The following is an 18,268-nucleotide window of genomic DNA, read 5'->3' on the forward strand; positions in this document are numbered from 1 at the left end:
AAGTCCTCTTTCAATTCACCACAGCAGACCGCGATTCCTTTTCCACAAGATAAACCGCCTCCATCAATAGCGCGGGAAGCTGATTTGTTTCTGTCGTTTCATACTGCTGGACTGGATTCGCCCAATCGAAGTTATGAATGACAGAAATGATGTATCTGTCCTGATACCAGCCCATATCCAGCAGAAAGCAGTTCGGATATTCCACTTGCAGCATATCTTCTTTTCGTGTGACATCCAGAAAAATGACCTTTCCCGTGCCAAAATCCACATGACGCCAGCTGCGCTGTATATCATCCATCATGATCTCCTTTCATTTTTCCCAGCCGAAGTACTGTTTCCTTCTAAAAGAGCAGTTCACCGAAAAACAGCCTGAGAGTTACGGCAGATACTGTTTCAAGCTGTGGCTTGCTGAGAGGAGTGTAGTGAAGGACGATTTCTCCATACAACTCCGTGTTGATGTGGTGTTCTTCCAGATACCGCAGAACCTTTCGGTTGTTCCGCACGATATTTAGACGAAACCTGGTATTATCAAGGGCATATTCAAAACAGTCCGGGTCAATCAACTGACCATTGGCTGGATCATTCATTTCCAAGCGGAGTGCTTCCGCGCCGGTCTTGCGGGAGAGTGTAAAGTAACCATCCTCCAGTTCAAAGAACAGGCAGGACAGCCCTTCCTCATTGTCCAGCTCCCAAGTCATTCTTTTTGCAAATAATTCCATCATTTTACCTCAGACTGCGTTCCAGTCGCACAACATTTCATTCTGCGTGACCCGGCGCAGTTCGTCCCGTACCTCCATTAGAGCAAAACCCAGCAGGTTTTGCCCCCGCCACTTCATCGGGTCCTGCGCCTCGGGGGAGCTGGCTGCGAGACGAATACCCCAGATGTTATCATAGGGACTGGCCTCCACCAGCACACTATCTCCGGTGGAGAGAAGAAATTCGCGCAGGTCGCGGTTTTGGCTGAATTTGCACCAGTTGCCATTCAATACAATGGCGTATTTGAACTTATCCCATACCTTCTGGTCAAAACCCCGCACCTTGCGGCCCAGGGCCTTGATCTGTTTAGGGTCACTACACTTCAATATCTGCTCCTGGATTTCACTATCGCCAAAGAGCTCCGCCTTGGCCGCCATCATATACTGCTCCATACAAAGATAGGTATTGGCAATGGACCAGAAATCCTCCATCCACCACTGGCTGAGGCAGCTTTTTGTCAGCTGGCCGTCCTCGGAAGGCTGATGGCCCCAGAATAAGCAAAATTCCCGCTTTCTCCCAGCGGCAAACTCCTGCTGAAGCCACTGCCGGGTGTATTTAGGGCTTCCTTCCGGCTGCCACGCATTCACCCAGAAGTCCCCATGTTCCAGCACTTCGCTGCTATCTTCGTCATCCCACCAACCCTTCCAGGTCACCGGCTCGGGAAAGAGGGTGCGGTATTCCGTCCGCTCATCCGGGGAGAGGGTGTCCATCCAATCGCCAAATCGGTATATGTAATCCTCCCCGTAGCCCATGCGCCAGCCAATAGAGTATCGCTCGATCTCCCGGTGAGCCAGCCAAGGGGGAGGCATTATTTTCTTTTCCTGTAATGCCATATCATTTTCCCTCGTCTCACAGCAATTAAATTCTTCTTTTCTTACCATATAATCAAACTTCCGTCTGTTGGTAAGATTGGGGTTCCGTTTTCATTTTCCAGATTCGTCTCATGCGATGCAAATCTTCCATTCCAGCCGAGCACGATATGCCCATCCTTGTAAATATCAATGATCCGGCTGAAAAATAGAGGGAACTGAGGAAACCTTTCAAGGAAGTATTGTTCAACCAGTAAATATTGCACCATTCGGCACAACTGAAGATCTATGCTGTCAGGAAAGCCACAATCACGCAGGAATCTTTTTTCCGCCGAGTTCAGATCGAGGCCATTTGCCTTCGATACTCTTTTTTCATAAGTGCGCCAACTGGCCTCCACACATGGCATAAATTCATTCTGGTAAAACTTCCACCCAGCCGTTTGCAGAATAAAGGTATCTGCACGACAAATGCCTTCTTTGAACAAATTTGTAAGGCAGACGGTTCCTGAGTAGTTCTTTGTATGCAGCAGTAGTTTTTCTGCTCGTTTTGGGTCCTTTTCCTGAAGATATGGGTAATACGATGGTTTATCATACGAAACTCCACAACAGGAAAACCAGGGTATTTCATCGAAAGAACAAAGGGTTTCATTCATTCCTTCTGTAAATACAATCTTTTTCTTGAAAAGCATACTCAGCCCTCATAACTACTCCAAGGTCATTTCACAAAGAACCAGCTTGTTTTTCTCATCGCTGAGAAATGCCCGGTTTCCCCATACATCCAGCATATGGAAGGAAGCGTATCCACGGGGCATGGCAAGGTCGATCAGCACCAAATCTGAAAGGCGCAGCACCTTTTGTTTACCCTTCCAGTCATCATTCTTAAAAATGGGAGACAGGATCAGGCAAGTCCTGTCACCGGAGAATTTTCCGCGCATCCCGTGTTTTCCGGGCAGGCGGCTTAAATTATCTTTGCCCCACAGTTTCTTTTTGAATAGTCCGTTTTCCTCCAGTTCCAGATACCAATAGTAGCCTATGAGAGAAAGACCTGCCGGATTGATGGTGCTGCTTTCCAAAAAGGCATAAAACTGTCCATTCTGTTCCAGTATAGAGCCAATCATAGGATAGTTGTAGTGAAAGTCTGCCTGGGCAAAATTTCCGCCAGCACGCTCTAATGCCGCCAAATGGGTCTGTCGGGTTCCTGCTTTGCTGTATACACAAGAGCCGCTTTCTGCCCAGTGTGCAGTCATGGTTTCAAGGTCTACCGTCAGGCTGGTAAAACTGTTGGTCGCATCAGCGGAGTTGTCCACTCGGCACACAATAGGGAAAACGCCCTGGCTTCCGGTGACTGCTACCGGCTTGGGAATACCCTGGGCACACCAGTTATCCATGGGGAGCGGAATCCACTCTCCATCCATCTGCGGCATCCACCAAAGGGATTTACTGGCCGGGCAAACCAACAGTATTCCTCTGTCGCATGAGAGCAAGACAGGATCTTCCCAAACATCTTGCTGCTCTTTCGGCTCCGGGCTGGGAATCCACCTGGAAACTTCGCCTTTGACCCACAAAACGCCGCTGCACTTTTGCACGAAATGATAGGTCCAAAACACAATTTCATCCTCGCTGCGGGCTACCATACCTTTGCATCCAGTCGGGCTGTATTTGAAGGAAGTTCCCGTCAGTTCAAATTCCTCGAACTCCCAGTTCTTTATCACTTTTAGTTTCGCTTTCATGCTTTCACCTCACAGCAAGTCTACCTTGATACCGCACCGTTCCAGAACGGGCAGCACCTGTTCCGGCTTGGAGGACATGAGGGTAATATGTTTGAGATTGGGGAACTGGCGCAGTTCCGCCTCCGTAATGGTATTAAGATCAAAGGCTCCATCCTCGCCATCCCAGAACGGACAGAGCTGGGTATAAATCTCGCTGCCGCCATCCATCTCAATTTCTGTGACCGACCGGGCCAGCCGCTCCGGGACAGGGTATTTCTCCAGCCACTTCCGAATCTCTGGGATGGGTTCATACCCTTCCGCGTCAATGTCGATCTTGCGTCGGCTATACTCTCTGGCAAACTCATGTGCATCCAGTTTAGGAGCCAGTAAGCCTTTCTCGTACATCAGGACTTCCATAACCGCCAGCTTGAAGTTGAAGCTGGTAAAGGTGAGCACTGGTTCAGTCGGCTTGGATAACTTGTATTTCTGCGCTTTCGCCGCCTTATTCTCTGGCTCTTTCCAGCTGATCTGTACCATGGCGGAGAGGGCCTCCAGCTTTGCTTTCTGCGCTGATTGCTCCTCTGGAACAGGACCCGGCAAGCGGGTATAGACGGTAAAGCCGCCTAATTTGAGGGTATGGGCAAATCCGGCGAAATCCTTCCAGCTGGCCTCTCGGTAGTCCTTGGACCCGATCCAAACCGCTCCGTCAAATGTCTGCCGGACCGCATACTCTCCCTGTGCCGCTACCCGGACACCAAGGGTTTTGATGGTCTGCTCATCTTCATCCAACCAGCCCTGGAGTCCAAGCTCGTCCCACAGAGCAAGGGCCTGGGTATAGGGACTTTCCCGGCCAGTTAAGGGGCTTTTCCGTGTTCCATTTTGCAGGACAATGCGGGCAGGCCCCAGCTTTTCCGCCAGCTGCGACAGGGTAAACGGCGGCGTAAATACCGACTCCAGGATGGTCAGGCTGTCTTTTTTGAGAACGATTTTTCGCTCCGTGGCCTTGGGCGGTAGAAAGATGGGCAGATTCGGGTACACTTCTTTGTACTCCCGCCATTCCAGCTTTTTGGGCTTGTTTGCCGTCCGAAGGAAACCCCAGAAGTCGATGGGATAACGAAACACCGGCCCAACCCTATCCCGCCGGGTGACGATGACCACCGTGCCATCGGTGAGTATTCCAATGTGCTGCATTTTCTCCCCGCCGAACATTCCCGGACGGATACGCAGCACTTCACGGGTGTTCCTATTGATGAGCTGGGCAAAGTCATCGGAGAGGATTTCGCCGTTTCCCTGCACCAGCAGCCAGTCCCCGGTAAACCAGCGAAGTTTCAGCCCCTCGCCCATTCCAGGCAGGGGGGCGATGCGGCACCGCCCGGTGTCCATATCCAGTTCCAGCAGGCATTCTTCCATCCGCCCCTTGCCACTGACTGCATGGATCATGGTAATGCGGCCTGTGCTGGGAACGGGAACGGCCTCGGAGAGATGGTCGTATCCGTCTAGAGAGAAGGTGTGTTTTGTTACCTTGCCGTTTTCCCAGCGGTAAATCTGCCCCTTGTACCACTCGTTGGAAAAGTAGACCCGGCCCAGCCCGTCTGTCACGATGCCACAATGGTATTTGGTGCTCCATCCATCTTCCGGCAGGGGCCAGTTTTTCACATCCTGACAGGTGCCCCGGTCGGTGAGTTCAATCCGTGTGGCGTTGGTGGGATCGCCCACCCAGAGGGAATGGTCAGCCCAGCACAGGGTCCGGGGCGGACCGTCATATCCAATGGGGGACGGTTCGGCCCAGTTGAGCGTGGCTGGATTCTTGCTCAGTAATGCCCGGCCAATAGTCCCGCTGCCAGCGGCTCTGGACGCGGCATAGAGTCCATTTTCTGCGGAATAAGTGAGGCACCCAAGGTGCGGCAAATTGTGGGCGCGGGTCACCTGGGGCGGACGCTGGCGCAGATCGGCCACACAGCCGTTTTTCCATTCTTCTGCATCCTGGTTTTTCCATTCGCCCGCCGCAAAATCACCCGCCAGGGAGTTGAAGAAATAATCGTACTCATCCTGAAGTATGTATTCCTCGCAGGGCATCAGCTTCCCAGGGTCCTGCTCCTTGGCATGGTCGCCCCATTTTCGCCCTTGCTGTTTCATCAGGTGGCAATATTGCCCCTGCTTTTTGCAGTAGCGTTCCCATTCGCTGCGTTCTTCCTCTGGGATCAAGGCAAACAGATACTCGTCCTCATCATCCAGGTTATACAGCGCCCAGCCGAAGGCAGACAGCTCCTGCCCCAAGGCCGCCGCTCCTTTTTCATGGGGCAATTTCATATATTGGATGCCGATGGCGTCAAAGCGTTCATCCAGCAGCGCCGGGACCTGTGCGCCCCATCTTTCTCGAAGTTCCGCCAGAGTGTCCTGTACGGCTCCGTCAAATTTTAGAATGTCCAGCGCATCGGATATGATTTGTGCCCAGCCTGGCATGAAAGTACCCCCTTTTTGGTGCCTCAAAGTTTGCTGCTCAGCCGCTTGACTGGCGCAGACATTACATCTGGAAAATACTTACACAGAATCTCTGTGAATAAGGTCATTGCAAGAAACGGCTTGAGATTACCTGCTGCAATCTCAAAATATTGAGAATAGCCCCAATCCAACTCATCCTCTCCGCACCAAAAGTTGAGAAGTTCTGCACCCAGATCCATCTGCTGACTGGATAGGGATTTCCATGGAATCTGTGACCGCAGATACTCCTGAACCTCTCTGAGCTGTTCTGTGGCAATGTGCTGATGGGCATAATCCTGCACATTCTTGAAATAGGTATCCAATTCTATGTAGCTGGGAAAGAGGCTGCTACAATCAATCTTGGAAAACATCTCCGCCATACAGAGAATGCGCCGCCGGTGAAAAGCTTCCATTTCCCGCTCCAAAGCCTCGGCCTGAATCATTTCGTGTTTCTCTCTACAGGCATAGGCTTTATTTTCTGGTACCTGGAACGCTTCATCTACTTTCTTGGCTATGGTAAACATCTGGATTTCATCGGTATTCTTGCGCTTCCGCAAATCATCCCAACTGCCTCGTTCCAATTTATCCTCTTTTGAATAACAAGCAGAGCATATCGCCTGTGCCGGATCAATTTCTCTCGTCAAACAGTAAGGACAAAGAATTTTCACATTCTCACACAATCTGGTCGCCTCCTTTCCATTGTGTTACAGCGACAGCCATGTGCTCAAAGCACTAATTTCCTCTCGCAGCAGCGGGGACTTGCCAGCGGCGGCAAAGGTTTTTTGGACACCGCCATAGCGCCGCCCGGAGCGGTCTACCAGTTGGAGCGCGGCTGCCTCCAGACCGGGAATTGCCAGCACAGCATCTGCCAGCGCCTGGGCGGAGAGTTTATCCCCAATCAGAGAGGCGGCAAAGTAGCGCAAATGGCTGTGAGAGAGGGCGGACAAATCGCTGAGTTTATGCAGTTCATAGAGTTTCAGGGCATAAAGGGAAGGAAGCCCATCCAGAGCCGGTAGTTTCTGCACAGCTGGTAGTGACTGGAGATAGAGTTTCTGAAGCCGGGTCGCCGGAGTCAGGAAAGGGGCAAGATCTTCCGTTTTCCGCATTTCCTCCAAATGGAGATAGGTAATGCCGGAGAGAAGCGGGGTGATGTCGCCATTCTTTTCCCCACGAAGGTGGAAAACACGCAGGCCGGGGAGAGAAACATTGTCCCAGAAAACAGGGGCCGACAGCCATAGGGACAGTGTATGAAGCTGCTTTAGCTCGGAGAGAACTTCTACACCCTCACATTTTTCCATTAGGGTCAGTTCCTCCAGATTGGGATAATCTCGCAGGAAGGACAGATTCACCTTCCGCTCTCCCGTCACAGATAGGCGCCGCACCGCGTTTAGCTCTAATCCATTCAGATCAATCTTTTCTCCGCCGCGCCAGAAAACTGCGGTGCAATATGCCTGTTCCATGTTGCGTTCTCTCCTTATTCTTCTGTGTTATTCAAACTTGGTATCCGGTCTTTGGAAATATACAACATGGTCTACATCTTCCATGTATTCCAGCATTTCATCTGTACTATGTTGAATCTTGTATTCCAGTTCGTTCTCTGTCAGAGGAATCACCTGATAAAAACCGACCCAACTTCCATCTGAGAGCTTACAGACGGCAGCACCCTCCGGCGCATCCTGTACGCCTAAAAGAACACACCCTGCCAGCAATGTATTATCTGCGTATGGTGTTCCGTTTTGAATAGAATGCCCATAGCCCAGCCAAGTGCTTTCTATGATTGGAAATCTTGCTAAATAGCGAAGCAGCTCTACTGGCCAATTTTCTTGGCTTTCCTTACTTTCAGGGTTCCACTCAGGCGGAAGGCACATCATCAGTTCTATCCGAGAGGGAAGGCCATCCTCTTGATATTCACTTGGGATCTTCATCGAAAACGCACCCATGCCTGTGGTTACCAAAGTATAATAGTTGTGTTCCTCATGGGGCGGAATGATGGAGACATCAACATGAATATCTTCGCTGAAAAATTCGTGAACCACTGTTGTGGCTTTCCCAAAATATTTTTCAATATGCTTGTCCAATCGCTCAAGTTCATCGGGACTATATAATGCTGGATTCTCCAAATACTTTCCGATAATCATGGATCACACGCCTCATTTTTCTCATCTTCAATACTAACGACATAACATTCTATTCTAAAATTTCCTGATACCTTTCTCTCAGTTCCTTCGGTGCCGACTTGATGACCTTGCTGCCGCCGTTTTCAGAGGCTTGTCCCCAGATGGCCCAGAGCAGGCTCTGCCAAGCAATGGCCCGGAATTTCGGGTCTTCGTTTTCTTCCGGCAGGAGATAAGCGGAAAAGCGTCGCTTGACTGCCAGCAGTGCATCCAGGCTTTCCCCATTGGCGATCAGGCTGCGGAATTCTCTGGCAGGCTCCAGCCACTGCATAGATAATGCGCCCCGCACCAATACCCCCAGTGTCCATGGTTGAAACCCAAACTTCCGGATCAAGGCATGAAGGAATTTCCCTTGCAGGGAGGAGTGCTCGTCATCGCAGAGATCCAGATACTCCGTCACCAGCGGCACCCACGGTTCTCCCTCCAGCCCCAGGGCAAACACGGCGAAGGCGCCGGGCATCGCACAGGCTTCATCCGCGAGGTTTTGGTACCACTCAAACTCCCGCATAGCCAGGCGAGCGTACCGCGCCATAGCCGAGTGCAGATTGGGGTGCTGCACAGCGCAGGCAAAGAGCTGATTGACTCCCTTTTTGGGCAGGCCGGGAATGGGCAGGTAAATCTTCTCCGGCCCCCGGAACTCCACCGAGTAACTGCGGGGAAATTCCTCCTGCTCCAGCACCGCGCACAGGTAGTCCAGGATTTCCCCATAGCACTCCTCGGTGGAGTCCCTGGCGGTGATGCGGATGGTGGCAAACGCATCGTTGGCCGATGCGGTGAAATGCTCCGTCTTACGCCGCTGGATGTCCTTTGGCAATTTGCCGCTGCCGCCCGTTTTCAGCTGCTTCACCATGTCCGGGCGAATCTGGGAAACCAGGCCGAGAATGTGCTCGGTGGTGAGGGAGTTGTAGCTGGCTCCATATACCGTATAACAGACCGCCACATAGCAGGCAAAGCGCAGCAGGCCGTCATCCACATCCTCCGGCCTCAGTTCGGGCCACACGGTGCAGGGCGGGTAAGCGGAAAAGTAATCCTCTTTCTCTCCAACCTCAAAATACCGCTCCTGCACCTGATGTTCGATGTATTGTCCCAGTGTGTGGTCAATCTCTTTCCAGCCCGCCAGCCGCCGCAGGGCATCGCAGAAGGCGACCGCATCCGCATAGGGAAATCCCTTCAAAGGCAGTTTGGACAGATACCGACCCAGCAGCTGGCTGGGAAGAAAGGGCGTTCCACTTTGGTTCCGAACGACCACCGGATAGCCGGAATGGTTTTCTTTTGCAGTTCCATCCAACACATCCTGGATGCACTGATCGGCGTGTTCCAGCACTTCGGGATTCGTATCTGGTTTCTGGATCAAATAATAACGACCTTGTACGCCGTCGCGTTTCGGCAAACTCATAGCAGGCCACCACTTCCTTCCAGGTTCTTCGTTATCGGAATAAAAATCTGTCGGTAAAGTTCCTTCAGTTCCTCCGGAGCTGCTTCCACCACTTTCTGACCACCCTTGGCGCTGGCTTTGCCCCAGATCACATAGCAGACCGTTTCCCATGCGTATTGCAGCACTTCCTCCGGGCTGGCTTCTGTTTCTTCGGCGGGTTCCTCGCCCTCGTCATCATCGTCATCCTCGTCAGAGGAAAAACCGCTTGGAACGATCTCGGACAGGTGGATTTTTGCCTCCAGCAGAGCGTCCAGGCTTTCTGCGTTTGCCATCCACGCGGCATAGTCCTTGGAATACTTCATGTTCTGCATGGACAGCACCCCACGGACAAATACAGGGACGGTATCGGCAGTAAATCCGAACTGTTTCACATACTCCCGGAGGAATTTTTCCTGTAAGTGGGAGTGCTCATCATCACAGAGATCGAGATAATCCCATACCAGCTGCCGCCACTCTTGCCCCAGCATTCCCAGGGCGAACACGGCAAAACTTCCGGGGAGCGCGCACTGCTCATCGCTGAGATTGGTGTACTGCTCATATTGCCGCATGGCAAGCCGGGCGTACCGTTCCATCAGGGGGTGGAGGCCGGGATACTGCACGGCACAGGCAAAGAGCTGGTTTACTCCCTTTTTGGGCAGTCCCGTGATGGGAAGATAACTTTTTTCCGGCCCTTTGAACTCCACCCCATAGCTGCGGGGAAAATCCTCCTGCTCCAGAAGCTCACACAGGTAGTTCAGCACTTCATGGCAGCATTCCTCTGTGTTGTCCCTGGCAGTAATACGGATCACAGCAAAGGCATCGTTGGCCGATGCGGTGAAGTGCTCTGTTTTCCGCTTTTGCAGAGAGATCAGCAGCCTGCCGGTCCCATTTTCCCGGAGCTTTTTCACCATATCAGGACGGACTTTCTCCACCAATCCAAAGAGGTAATTGGTGTCCAGATACTGAAAGTCCATACCATATACCTTATAGCTCACCGCCACATAGCAGGCGAAACGCAGCAGCGGCTCCGGGACCTCCTCTGCACGGATACCTGGTTTCAGAGAATACTCCCGATCCCAGAAGTGATCATCTTCATTGCCTGTCACGATAAAATACTTCTCCTGTAGTTCCCGTTTCAGCATATCAAGTAAATGGTGGTCAATTTCACCCCACCGGCTCTGGCGGCGCAGGTTTTCGCTGAAGGCGATGGCCTTTTCCGCATCCAGGGTCTCGGCCCGCTGTATTTCGGTCCACGCCCTAAGCAGTTGCCACACCTCAAAGGGCGCACCTTGACTGCTAACCACTACCGGCGGCCAGAGGGAATCAAGCCGCGTGATTCTCCCGTCAATGGCATCCTGGATGCACTGGTCAAAGAGCGGTTGCAGTTCTTCCTGTACCTCGGGCTTCATCCAGTAACAGCGCCCGTCCGCACTATTTCGTTTTGGTAAACTCATATTAGGCCACCTCTTTCCGAACAATAAAAAACGCCCCGCGACACCCTGTCACTTGGACAGGCTGACGCAGGGCGTGAAAAGGCCGCACAGAACCAAGACCTGTATCCCAAGGCTCTGTGTCTAACGATATTCTGCTGTCTTTCCCGCCCGTTTGGACATGGGTACTGATCTCTATCCATTTGCTTTCACCTACCGCACATTCTCTTTTACCCGCTCCATCTCGTCCACCAGAGCCCTGACCTGGAAGTCCACCATGTCCTCCGCCACCTCTGGAAACAGAAATGGCATGGTGTCTGGAATGGCCTTGTGTACCATCATCATGGCCAGAGCCAGATTACCGAACAGCCGGGGGTCAATGCCGTCTGTGGGAAGGCCAAAGATGGAGAGCAGTTTCCCATAAAAACTGACCTGGTCCTGTCGGAAGGCCTGAAAATTCTCTTCGGAAAGGCAGCGGCGCGCCTGCTGCTCCTCCTCAATGGACAAAACAGCAACTCCGCTTTTGGCCCCGTAGCAGCAGTTTTTCAGGAAGATCTCCACGCCCGCCCGCCAACTGCGCGTCGGGTCCTCCATCAGCTGACGGGCGTAGTCCAGCAGTCTGGGCTGCTGATACCGAAGGGCATGGTACACCAATTCCTCCTTGGATGAGAAAAAACTATAGAAAAAGGTCTTGGAAATCCCAACTTTTCCGCACAGGGTCTCGATACTGCTGTGGATCAGCCCCCGATCCACGATGCACTGGATCATGGCAGCCATCAGGGCTTCCTTTACCTGCGCCCTCTCCTCATCGGAATACGCCTTTCTTGCCACAAGCTGTCACCGCCCTATATAAAGTACAAAATCAAAAAATATTCTTTATTTGTATTATAGCGAAACTTAATTGAAATGCAAGACTGTCCCAAAAAATAAGTCCCCCGGTGTGTTGCACCGGGGGCATAGTTAGGATGCGTTCAAGATGCCGGAGTAATCTTTGTTAACACCGTGCTAAAACCATTCTGAAAGATGTGGTTGCTAACTGCCTCCCAATGCGTTACTCTGACCACATTTTTAGCCACAGTGCCGCTCGGAGCACACGGAAACAGTCCATCCGAAGAATGCTAAAGAGTAATCGGAATGGAACAAAAATGGCTATAAAGTATTAGAAATAATACAAAAAAGATAATTCCATCTCTTTGTTTACAGCCCCCCAATTTCTGAGGCATGGACGGTGCAGAAAAGACTTGCCGAATCCTGCCATCAGAGTTACAATGCAGGCAGACAAAGACACGAAAAATGCTCCTTGTCCCCGCCGGCGAAAGGCACCGGCAAAGGGCGGGGAGCGTTTTTGACCACAGGACGCACCACAGACGGCGGCGCAGCACATGGATATTAGAGTTCTAAAGAGTGGCGGAAAGAAAGAGAAACCGAGCGGAAATCACCACAAATAATTAGAAATCATGCAAAAAAGTTTTATATGCCTTTTCGCATCGCAGAGGTCGAGGGTTCGATCCCCTTCGAGTCCACCAAAAATGGAAATCGCCGTGGTTTTACCACGGCGATTTCTCGTTTGACCACAGAAATACCACAGACAGGTTTTGGTTTTGACCACTTGAAGGGCACCCCTTTTCGGAAGGAGTGCCCTTTATTGTTTACTGTCCCGCAGGATTTGAGGTATATCCTCAGTACCAGTCGTGTTTCTCGTTCTTGTTTAGCGCGGCAATTTTACCCATCTCGTCTTCGCTCAAGGAGAAATCAAAGACGGAGATATTCTCCCGGATATGCTCAGGATCGCTGGAGCCTGGAATGACAGTCACGCCTCTCTGCAGATCCCAGCGGAGGATCACCTGCACCAGGGATTTGCCGTGGGCGGCAGCGATGTCCCGGAGCACCGGGTCGGTCATCAGTTCACGATTAAAACCTCGCCCGCCCAGGGGGTCCCAGGCCTGGACCGGGATGTCCGCCTCCTGGATGTGCCGCACCACCGGCGTGTCCTGGTAGTAGGGGTGGACCTCATTCTGGACCAGCACCGGCTTCAGATCCACCTGGGGAAGAAAGGTATCCAACTCCCGGATGTAGTAGCAGGAGATGCCCGCGGAGCGGACTTTCCCATCCCGGATTGCCTGCTCGATGGCCCGGTAGGCGCTCACATCGTTGGAGGCCGGATGATGCAGGAGAAGGATGTCAATGTAGCCCAGGTCCAGCTTGCTCAGGCACTCCTCAATGGCCCGTGCCGCGTGGCCGTACTGGTTGGGATATAGCTTGGTCTGCACCACAACTTCCTCTCGCGGCACGCCGGAGCCGCGGACGCCCTCGCCCACCTCCCACTCGTTGCCGTACATAGAGGCGGTGTCGATCAGCCTGTAACCACATTCCAGGGCGGTCCGAACAGCGTTGACACAGGCGTTCCCATGGAGGGAGTAGGTGCCCAGGCCCACCACCGGCAGGTCGCAGCCGCTGGAGAGTTTCACCACCGGGGCCTTTCCATTGCGTCCACCGCTTAAATCAATACCAGTCATGCTTTTCTCCTCTCTCCAGAGCGGCAATCTGTGCCATCTCCTCATCGGTCAGTTCAAAGCCGAACAGGTCCAGGTTTTCCCGGATGTGGTCGGGGTTGCTGGAGCCGGGGATGACCACCACGCCCCGCTGGAGATTCCACCGCAGGATCACCTGGGCGGAGGTGACGCCGTGGGCCTCTGCGATGGCGGAAATCACCGGGTCGCCCAGCAGCTCCGCCGTGTGTCCCCGGCCGCCGAAGGGATACCAGCCCTGGGTGACGATGCCCAGGCTCTGGATGTAAGGCACCACTTCCTGCTCCTGGTAGTAGGGATGGATCTCGTTCTGCACCAGGGCGGGGGTGATGTTCACCTGGGGCAGGAACTCCTCCAGCTCCTCGATGTACCAGTTGGACAGGCCGATGGAGCGGATCTTCCCGTCTGCCACCGCCTGCTCCATGGCGTGGTACGCCGCCACATCCCCGTCACCGGGGTGGTGCAGGAGCATCAGGTCGATGTAGCCGATGTCCAGTTTCTCCACGGCATCGTCAATGGCGGCCTCGGCATCGCTGAACTGGCTGGGATAGAGCTTGGTGATAACGAAAACCTCTTCTCTCGGCACACCGGAATCCCGGACCGCCCGGCCCACGGCCTCCTCGCTCCTCGTTGTGGTACATATAGGCGGTGTCGATGAGCCGCCCTCCGGCCTCCAGCAGCGCCGTTACAGAGTTATAGCACTCCTCGTCGGAGAGGCTGTAGGTTCCAAGGCCCATAATGGGCATTTCATACCCACTGTTCAGCAGGACGGTGCGGGTCTCAAAGTTGAAGACCGGCGCGGCGCTCTCCTGGGCCCGGGGCAGTCCCAAGCCCTCGATCCACTGCTCCATCTCCGCCCGGCTGGTTCCGCCTGCAAAGCGGGTCCCATCTATCCAGTTGGCATCGGGGGCCAGTCTGTGCAGATTATCGTCGCTGGAGCCGATGCCGCTGGAATGGGAGGTGCAGAAGGGCACGATGGTCTTGCCGGAGAGGTCATAGGACTCCAGGAAGGTGGAGATGATCTTGGGCGCCTGGCCGTTCCAGATTGGGTAGCCCAGCAAAATGGCCTCATACCCCGCCATATTCTCTACGCTCCCGTCAATGGCAGGGCGGGCGTCCGGGTCGTCCCCCTCCACCTGGGAGCGGCTGTCCGGGTTTGTGTAGTCCAGGTCCTCGTTGGTATACGGGTCCTCCGGGACGATCTCATAGAGGTCGGCGTTCAGAAGATCCGCCGCATACTCCGCCAGCGGCCGGGTGGTCCCGGTGGCGGAGAAGTAGGCCACCAGAATGGAACTGCTGCCATCCGCCGTGGCCTCGCCGCTCTCCAGATAGCGGGCCAGCAGGACGGCTGCCTCCGCCCGGGTCAGCGGCGTCTGAGGCTGGAGGGAACTGTCCGCCCAGCCGGTGAGCAGTCCCATGGCCTGCGCCCAGCCGGCGGCGGAGACGGCCCAATCAGCAAGAGCCGCGCTGTCGGAGAACGTCCCGGACGAGGCTGTGGGAGAACCGGCGTAGCGCCACAGGATGGTCACCGCCTGTTCCCGCGTCACCGGATCGTCGGGGCCGAAGGCGTTGTTCCCGTAGCCGCCCACGACACCCTCCATCCGGGCCCAGTAGACCCCGTCCGCGTACCAGCTGTCCCCCGGCACATCGGAGAAGGGGTAGCCCAGGTTTTCATCCTCCAGGGAGGGACTCCCCGCCATTCGGTAGAAGGTGGTGGCCAGCATGGCGCGGCTCAGCGTCGTGTCCGGAGAAAAGGCCGTATCGCTGGTCCCGGCGAAGATCCCATTCTCATAACAGTATCGCACCTCATCTGCGTACCAGGCGTCCGCCGGAATGTCCGTGAAGGGCAGTTCCCGGGATACGGCAGAGACCGGCGAGGGATTCGCGTCCTCCTCCGGCCCCTCCTGCGCCGCGCAGGAGGTCATGGTCAGGGAGAGGGCTGCGCAGACAGCCAGCAGGAAAGAGAACACTCGTTTCTTCATCTGCTTTCCTCCTTTCGCACCGGCCGGATCACCCGGGCCGGGACGCCGCCCACCACCATGTCGGGCGGCACATCCTTTGTTACAACTGCCCCGGCAGCCACGATGGCCCCGTCCCCGATGGTCACACCAGGGGTGACGGTGGCATTGGCCCCGATCCATACATTCTTTCCAATGACGATGGGGGCGGCATAGGTGTGGTGGCGGCGCTCCGGGTCCTCCTCATGATTCAGAGTGGCCAGCACCACATTGTGGCCGATGAGGGTGCCGTCTCCAATGGTGATGCCTCCCTGGTCCTGGAAGTGGCAGCTGGTGTTGAGAAACACGTTGCTGCCGATGGTGATGTTCTGGCCGTAGTCGGTATAGAAGGGCGGGAACAGACAGAAGCCCTCGCCCACCGGCTTGCCGATGAGTTCCGAGAACAGCCGCACCACCTCCTCCGGCTCATGGTAGGAAAAATTCAGTTCCGCCGTCAGCTTCTGCGCCCGCTGGCTGGCGATGCGCATGTACTGGTAGACGGGCAGGGCCATCTCCTTGGCCCGCTGTTCGAACAACTCATACCCCACTGGGATCTCCTCCTCTCAACGATAAACAGTGTCGGTCCTCAGACCATGGCCTTCCGAAAGAAGTCCACCATCTTGTCGAAAGGGATCACATCCAGCTTGTCGTACAGGTCGGTATGCACCGCGCCGGGGATGATGAGCAGCTCCTTGTTCTCCGGGCAGGGGTTGCCCTCCATCATGGCGGCGTAGGCGTCCCGGCTGAAGTAGCAGGAGTGGGCCTTCTCGCCGTGGATGATGAGGACGGCGGAGCGGATCTCGTTGCTGTAGCGCAGGATGGGCTGGTTCATAAAAGACATGGTGCCGGTGACATTCCAGCCGCCGTTGGAGTTCAAAGACCGGGCGTGATAGCCCCGGGACGTCTTGTAGTAGTCGTGGTAGTCCTTTACGAAGAAGGGGGCGTCGTCCGGCACTTCCTCCGCCACGCCGCCGCCCAGTGTGTAGGAGCCGTTTTTGTAGTCCTCGATCCGCTGGGCGTTCAGGGCTTTTTTCTTCTCGTACCGGGCGGCCTCGCTGTCCTCGGCGTCGAAGTAGCCGTTGGCGTTCACCCGGGCCATATCGTACATGGTGGAGGCAACTGTGGCCTTGATCCGGGTGTCCAGGGCCGCCGCATTCAGGGCCATGCCGCCCCAGCCGCAGATGCCGATGATGCCGATTTTCTCCGCATCCACATCCTCCCGGCAGGAGAGATCATCAACTGCCGCCTGGAAGTCCTCGGTGTTGATGTCCGGGGAGGCCATGTACCGGGGCTGGCCGCCGCTCTCGCCGGTGAAGGAAGGGTCGAAGGCCATGGTGAGAAAGCCCCGCTCCGCCATAGTCTGGGCGTAGAGGCCCGCGGCCTGCTCCTTCACCGCCCCAAAGGGGCCGCACACGGCAATGGCCGCCAGCTTGCCATCCTTGCCCTTGGGCTTGTAGACGTCGGCCGCCAGGGTGATGCCGTAACGGTTGTGGAAGGTCACCTTGCTGTGCGCCACCTTGCCGCTCTGGGGGAAAGTCTTATCCCATTCCTGCGTGAAATCCAGTTTTTCCATATTGTCATGCCTCCGTTTCCATGTTTCGTCCCTGCTGTTTGTCTGTCCGGCTGCTCATTTGATAGACCAGGTAGTCCAGGCAGTCGATCTGGCGCTGGCTGACGTGGAGCTGATCCAGCAGTGAGGCCCGATGCGTGGCCAGAAGCCGCAGCTGATCCCGTCTCCTGCCCTCCTGTCCCAGTTTCAAAAACCGCTGGATGTCCGTTTCAGAGCAGCCGGCGTCTTTCAGATTGCGGATCAAGAGCCGCTCCGTCTGTGCATAAGAGTCCATTAGGGTCCCTTCTTTCCTGCGAGGACGCTTTCCTGTCCTGCCCTCATCATAATGCTCCGCAGTCTCTATAGCAAATACCTTGTTCTTATAAAGCAAAATGCTTGACGGGCATTTTGCTTTGCGCTATGCTTTCATCAAAGAAATGCAAGGGAGGAACATCCTATGGAACTGCGGGTCCTGCGCTATTTTCTGGCGGTCGCCCGGGAGGAGAATATCACAGCGGCGGCCAATTCCCTGCACATGACCCAGCCTACGTTATCCCGTCAGCTGCGGGATCTGGAGGAGGAACTGGGGCAGAAGCTGCTGATCCGGGGCAATCACCGGATGACCCTGACCGCCGAAGGGATGCTCCTGCGGAAGCGGGCGGAGGAGATCGTGGCCATGGCGGACAAAACGGAAGAAGAGTTCCGGTCCATGAAGGGAGATCTGTCCGGCGACATCTACATCGGCGGCGGGGAGACAGACGCCATGAACCTCATCGCCGCCGTCTGCCGGGAGCTTCAGGAGGAGCATCCCGGCATCCGCTACCACCTGTTCAGCGGCAACGCCCAGGATGTGACAGAGCGGCTGGACAAGGGCCTGCTGGACTTCGGTCTGCTGATCCAGCCCACCGATATCGCGAAGTATGATTATCTCAGCCTGCCGGCAAAAGACAGCTGGGGTGTGATCCTGCGGCGGGACAGCCCGCTGGCGGCAAAGCAGAGCATCCGGGCGGAGGACCTGGTGGGCGAGCCCCTGATCTTCTCCCGGCAGGTGCTGGAGGAGCGGAGCGGAGACAATGAACTGGCCAAGTGGTTTGGACCAGCCTGGAGCGATCTCAATATCGTGACCACCTTCAACCTCTGCTACAACGCCGCGGTCATGGCCAAGCAGGGCGTGGGCTGCGTGGTCAGCCTGGACAAGCTGGCGGACACCTCTGTGGACAGCCCCCTCTGCTTTCGGCCGCTGGAGCCCCGGCTGGAGTCCGGCCTTGACATCGTGTGGAAAAAATACCAGGTATTCTCCCCGGCGGCAGAAACGTTCCTGGACCGCCTGCGGGAGCGGTGTGCGGAAAGCCTGGACTGCTGATCGATTTGCCGACAGAGATGGCGAACCGTATTCCGGCAGCATCGGAAATATGGGGCTC

Annotated in this window: 19 protein-coding genes; 1 reads left to right on the forward strand and 18 read right to left on the reverse strand. The window is 55.0% G+C overall.

Annotation, left to right across the window (positions count from 1 at the left end; translation table 11 throughout):
• Positions 1–10: 10 nt before the first annotated feature.
• From H9X91_RS02950 to H9X91_RS03040, 18 genes are all read right to left on the reverse strand, one after another.
• On the reverse strand, positions 11–298 hold the full coding sequence (locus tag H9X91_RS02950) for a hypothetical protein (protein ID WP_227605417.1): 288 nt from the start codon (positions 296–298) through the stop codon (positions 11–13).
• Between the two features lie 43 nt (positions 299–341).
• Entirely contained in the window at positions 342–719 is a 378-nt protein-coding gene (locus H9X91_RS02955; protein WP_243414401.1) for a hypothetical protein, read from the reverse strand.
• 9 nt (positions 720–728) lie between these two features.
• A complete protein-coding gene (locus H9X91_RS02960; protein WP_117484284.1) occupies positions 729–1,589 on the reverse strand; it encodes an NADAR family protein in 861 nt (286 codons plus the stop codon).
• 41 nt (positions 1,590–1,630) lie between these two features.
• Positions 1,631–2,254: a hypothetical protein gene (locus H9X91_RS02965; RefSeq protein ID WP_204802345.1), complete on the reverse strand. Its 624-nt coding sequence runs from the start codon at positions 2,252–2,254 to the stop codon at positions 1,631–1,633.
• A 15-nt stretch (positions 2,255–2,269) separates the two neighbouring features.
• A complete protein-coding gene (locus H9X91_RS02970) occupies positions 2,270–3,295 on the reverse strand; it encodes a hypothetical protein (RefSeq protein WP_204802347.1) in 1,026 nt (341 codons plus the stop codon).
• Positions 3,296–3,304: 9 nt separating this feature from the next.
• Complete coding sequence (locus H9X91_RS02975; RefSeq protein WP_204802349.1) at positions 3,305–5,737, reverse strand: DUF6892 domain-containing protein; 2,433 nt, start codon at positions 5,735–5,737, stop codon at positions 3,305–3,307.
• Between the two features lie 23 nt (positions 5,738–5,760).
• Positions 5,761–6,435, reverse strand: coding sequence for a hypothetical protein (locus H9X91_RS02980; RefSeq protein ID WP_243414402.1), 675 nt, complete (start codon positions 6,433–6,435; stop codon positions 5,761–5,763).
• 24 nt (positions 6,436–6,459) lie between these two features.
• Positions 6,460–7,215 carry a hypothetical protein gene (locus tag H9X91_RS02985; protein ID WP_204802351.1) on the reverse strand — a complete coding sequence of 252 codons (756 nt, stop codon included), beginning with the start codon at positions 7,213–7,215 and terminating at the stop codon, positions 6,460–6,462.
• 27 nt (positions 7,216–7,242) lie between these two features.
• Positions 7,243–7,893 (reverse strand): suppressor of fused domain protein, encoded by a 651-nt coding sequence (locus H9X91_RS02990; RefSeq protein WP_204802354.1) that lies wholly within the window; start codon positions 7,891–7,893, stop codon positions 7,243–7,245.
• Between the two features lie 49 nt (positions 7,894–7,942).
• On the reverse strand, positions 7,943–9,325 hold the full coding sequence (locus tag H9X91_RS02995) for a DUF6138 family protein (RefSeq protein ID WP_204802559.1): 1,383 nt from the start codon (positions 9,323–9,325) through the stop codon (positions 7,943–7,945).
• Positions 9,322–10,797 (reverse strand): DUF6138 family protein, encoded by a 1,476-nt coding sequence (locus H9X91_RS03000; RefSeq protein WP_243414403.1) that lies wholly within the window; start codon positions 10,795–10,797, stop codon positions 9,322–9,324. The genes H9X91_RS02995 and H9X91_RS03000 overlap by 4 nt, the downstream gene beginning before the upstream one ends.
• A 189-nt stretch (positions 10,798–10,986) precedes the next feature.
• Positions 10,987–11,550 carry a TetR/AcrR family transcriptional regulator gene (locus tag H9X91_RS03005; protein ID WP_207754317.1) on the reverse strand — a complete coding sequence of 188 codons (564 nt, stop codon included), beginning with the start codon at positions 11,548–11,550 and terminating at the stop codon, positions 10,987–10,989.
• A gap of 902 nt (positions 11,551–12,452) precedes the next feature.
• The gene (locus tag H9X91_RS03010; RefSeq protein WP_204802358.1) at positions 12,453–13,289 is read right to left on the reverse strand and encodes an aldo/keto reductase; all 837 of its coding nucleotides are present in this window, start codon (positions 13,287–13,289) and stop codon (positions 12,453–12,455) included.
• Positions 13,276–13,887 (reverse strand): aldo/keto reductase, encoded by a 612-nt coding sequence (locus H9X91_RS14275; protein WP_338111921.1) that lies wholly within the window; start codon positions 13,885–13,887, stop codon positions 13,276–13,278. The genes H9X91_RS03010 and H9X91_RS14275 overlap by 14 nt, the downstream gene beginning before the upstream one ends.
• Positions 13,814–15,283, reverse strand: a complete 1,470-nt coding sequence (locus tag H9X91_RS14280) for a flavodoxin (protein ID WP_338111922.1) — start codon at positions 15,281–15,283, stop codon at positions 13,814–13,816. Before H9X91_RS14280 ends, H9X91_RS14275 begins: the two co-directional genes overlap by 74 nt.
• On the reverse strand, positions 15,280–15,810 hold the full coding sequence (locus tag H9X91_RS03030; RefSeq protein ID WP_204802563.1) for a sugar O-acetyltransferase: 531 nt from the start codon (positions 15,808–15,810) through the stop codon (positions 15,280–15,282). The genes H9X91_RS14280 and H9X91_RS03030 overlap by 4 nt, the downstream gene beginning before the upstream one ends.
• A gap of 74 nt (positions 15,811–15,884) precedes the next feature.
• Positions 15,885–16,871 (reverse strand): alpha/beta hydrolase, encoded by a 987-nt coding sequence (locus tag H9X91_RS03035; RefSeq protein WP_204802360.1) that lies wholly within the window; start codon positions 16,869–16,871, stop codon positions 15,885–15,887.
• Positions 16,872–16,875: 4 nt separating this feature from the next.
• A complete protein-coding gene (locus H9X91_RS03040; protein ID WP_204802362.1) occupies positions 16,876–17,142 on the reverse strand; it encodes a hypothetical protein in 267 nt (88 codons plus the stop codon).
• A 162-nt stretch (positions 17,143–17,304) separates the two neighbouring features.
• Here H9X91_RS03040 and H9X91_RS03045 point away from each other — a divergent pair, with 162 nt between their 5' ends.
• Positions 17,305–18,210 (forward strand): LysR family transcriptional regulator, encoded by a 906-nt coding sequence (locus tag H9X91_RS03045; protein WP_204802364.1) that lies wholly within the window; start codon positions 17,305–17,307, stop codon positions 18,208–18,210.
• Positions 18,211–18,268: the final 58 nt, after the last annotated feature.

Source organism: Oscillibacter valericigenes (genome assembly GCF_016902445.1).
Lineage (GTDB): Bacteria > Bacillota > Clostridia > Oscillospirales > Oscillospiraceae > Oscillibacter > Oscillibacter avistercoris.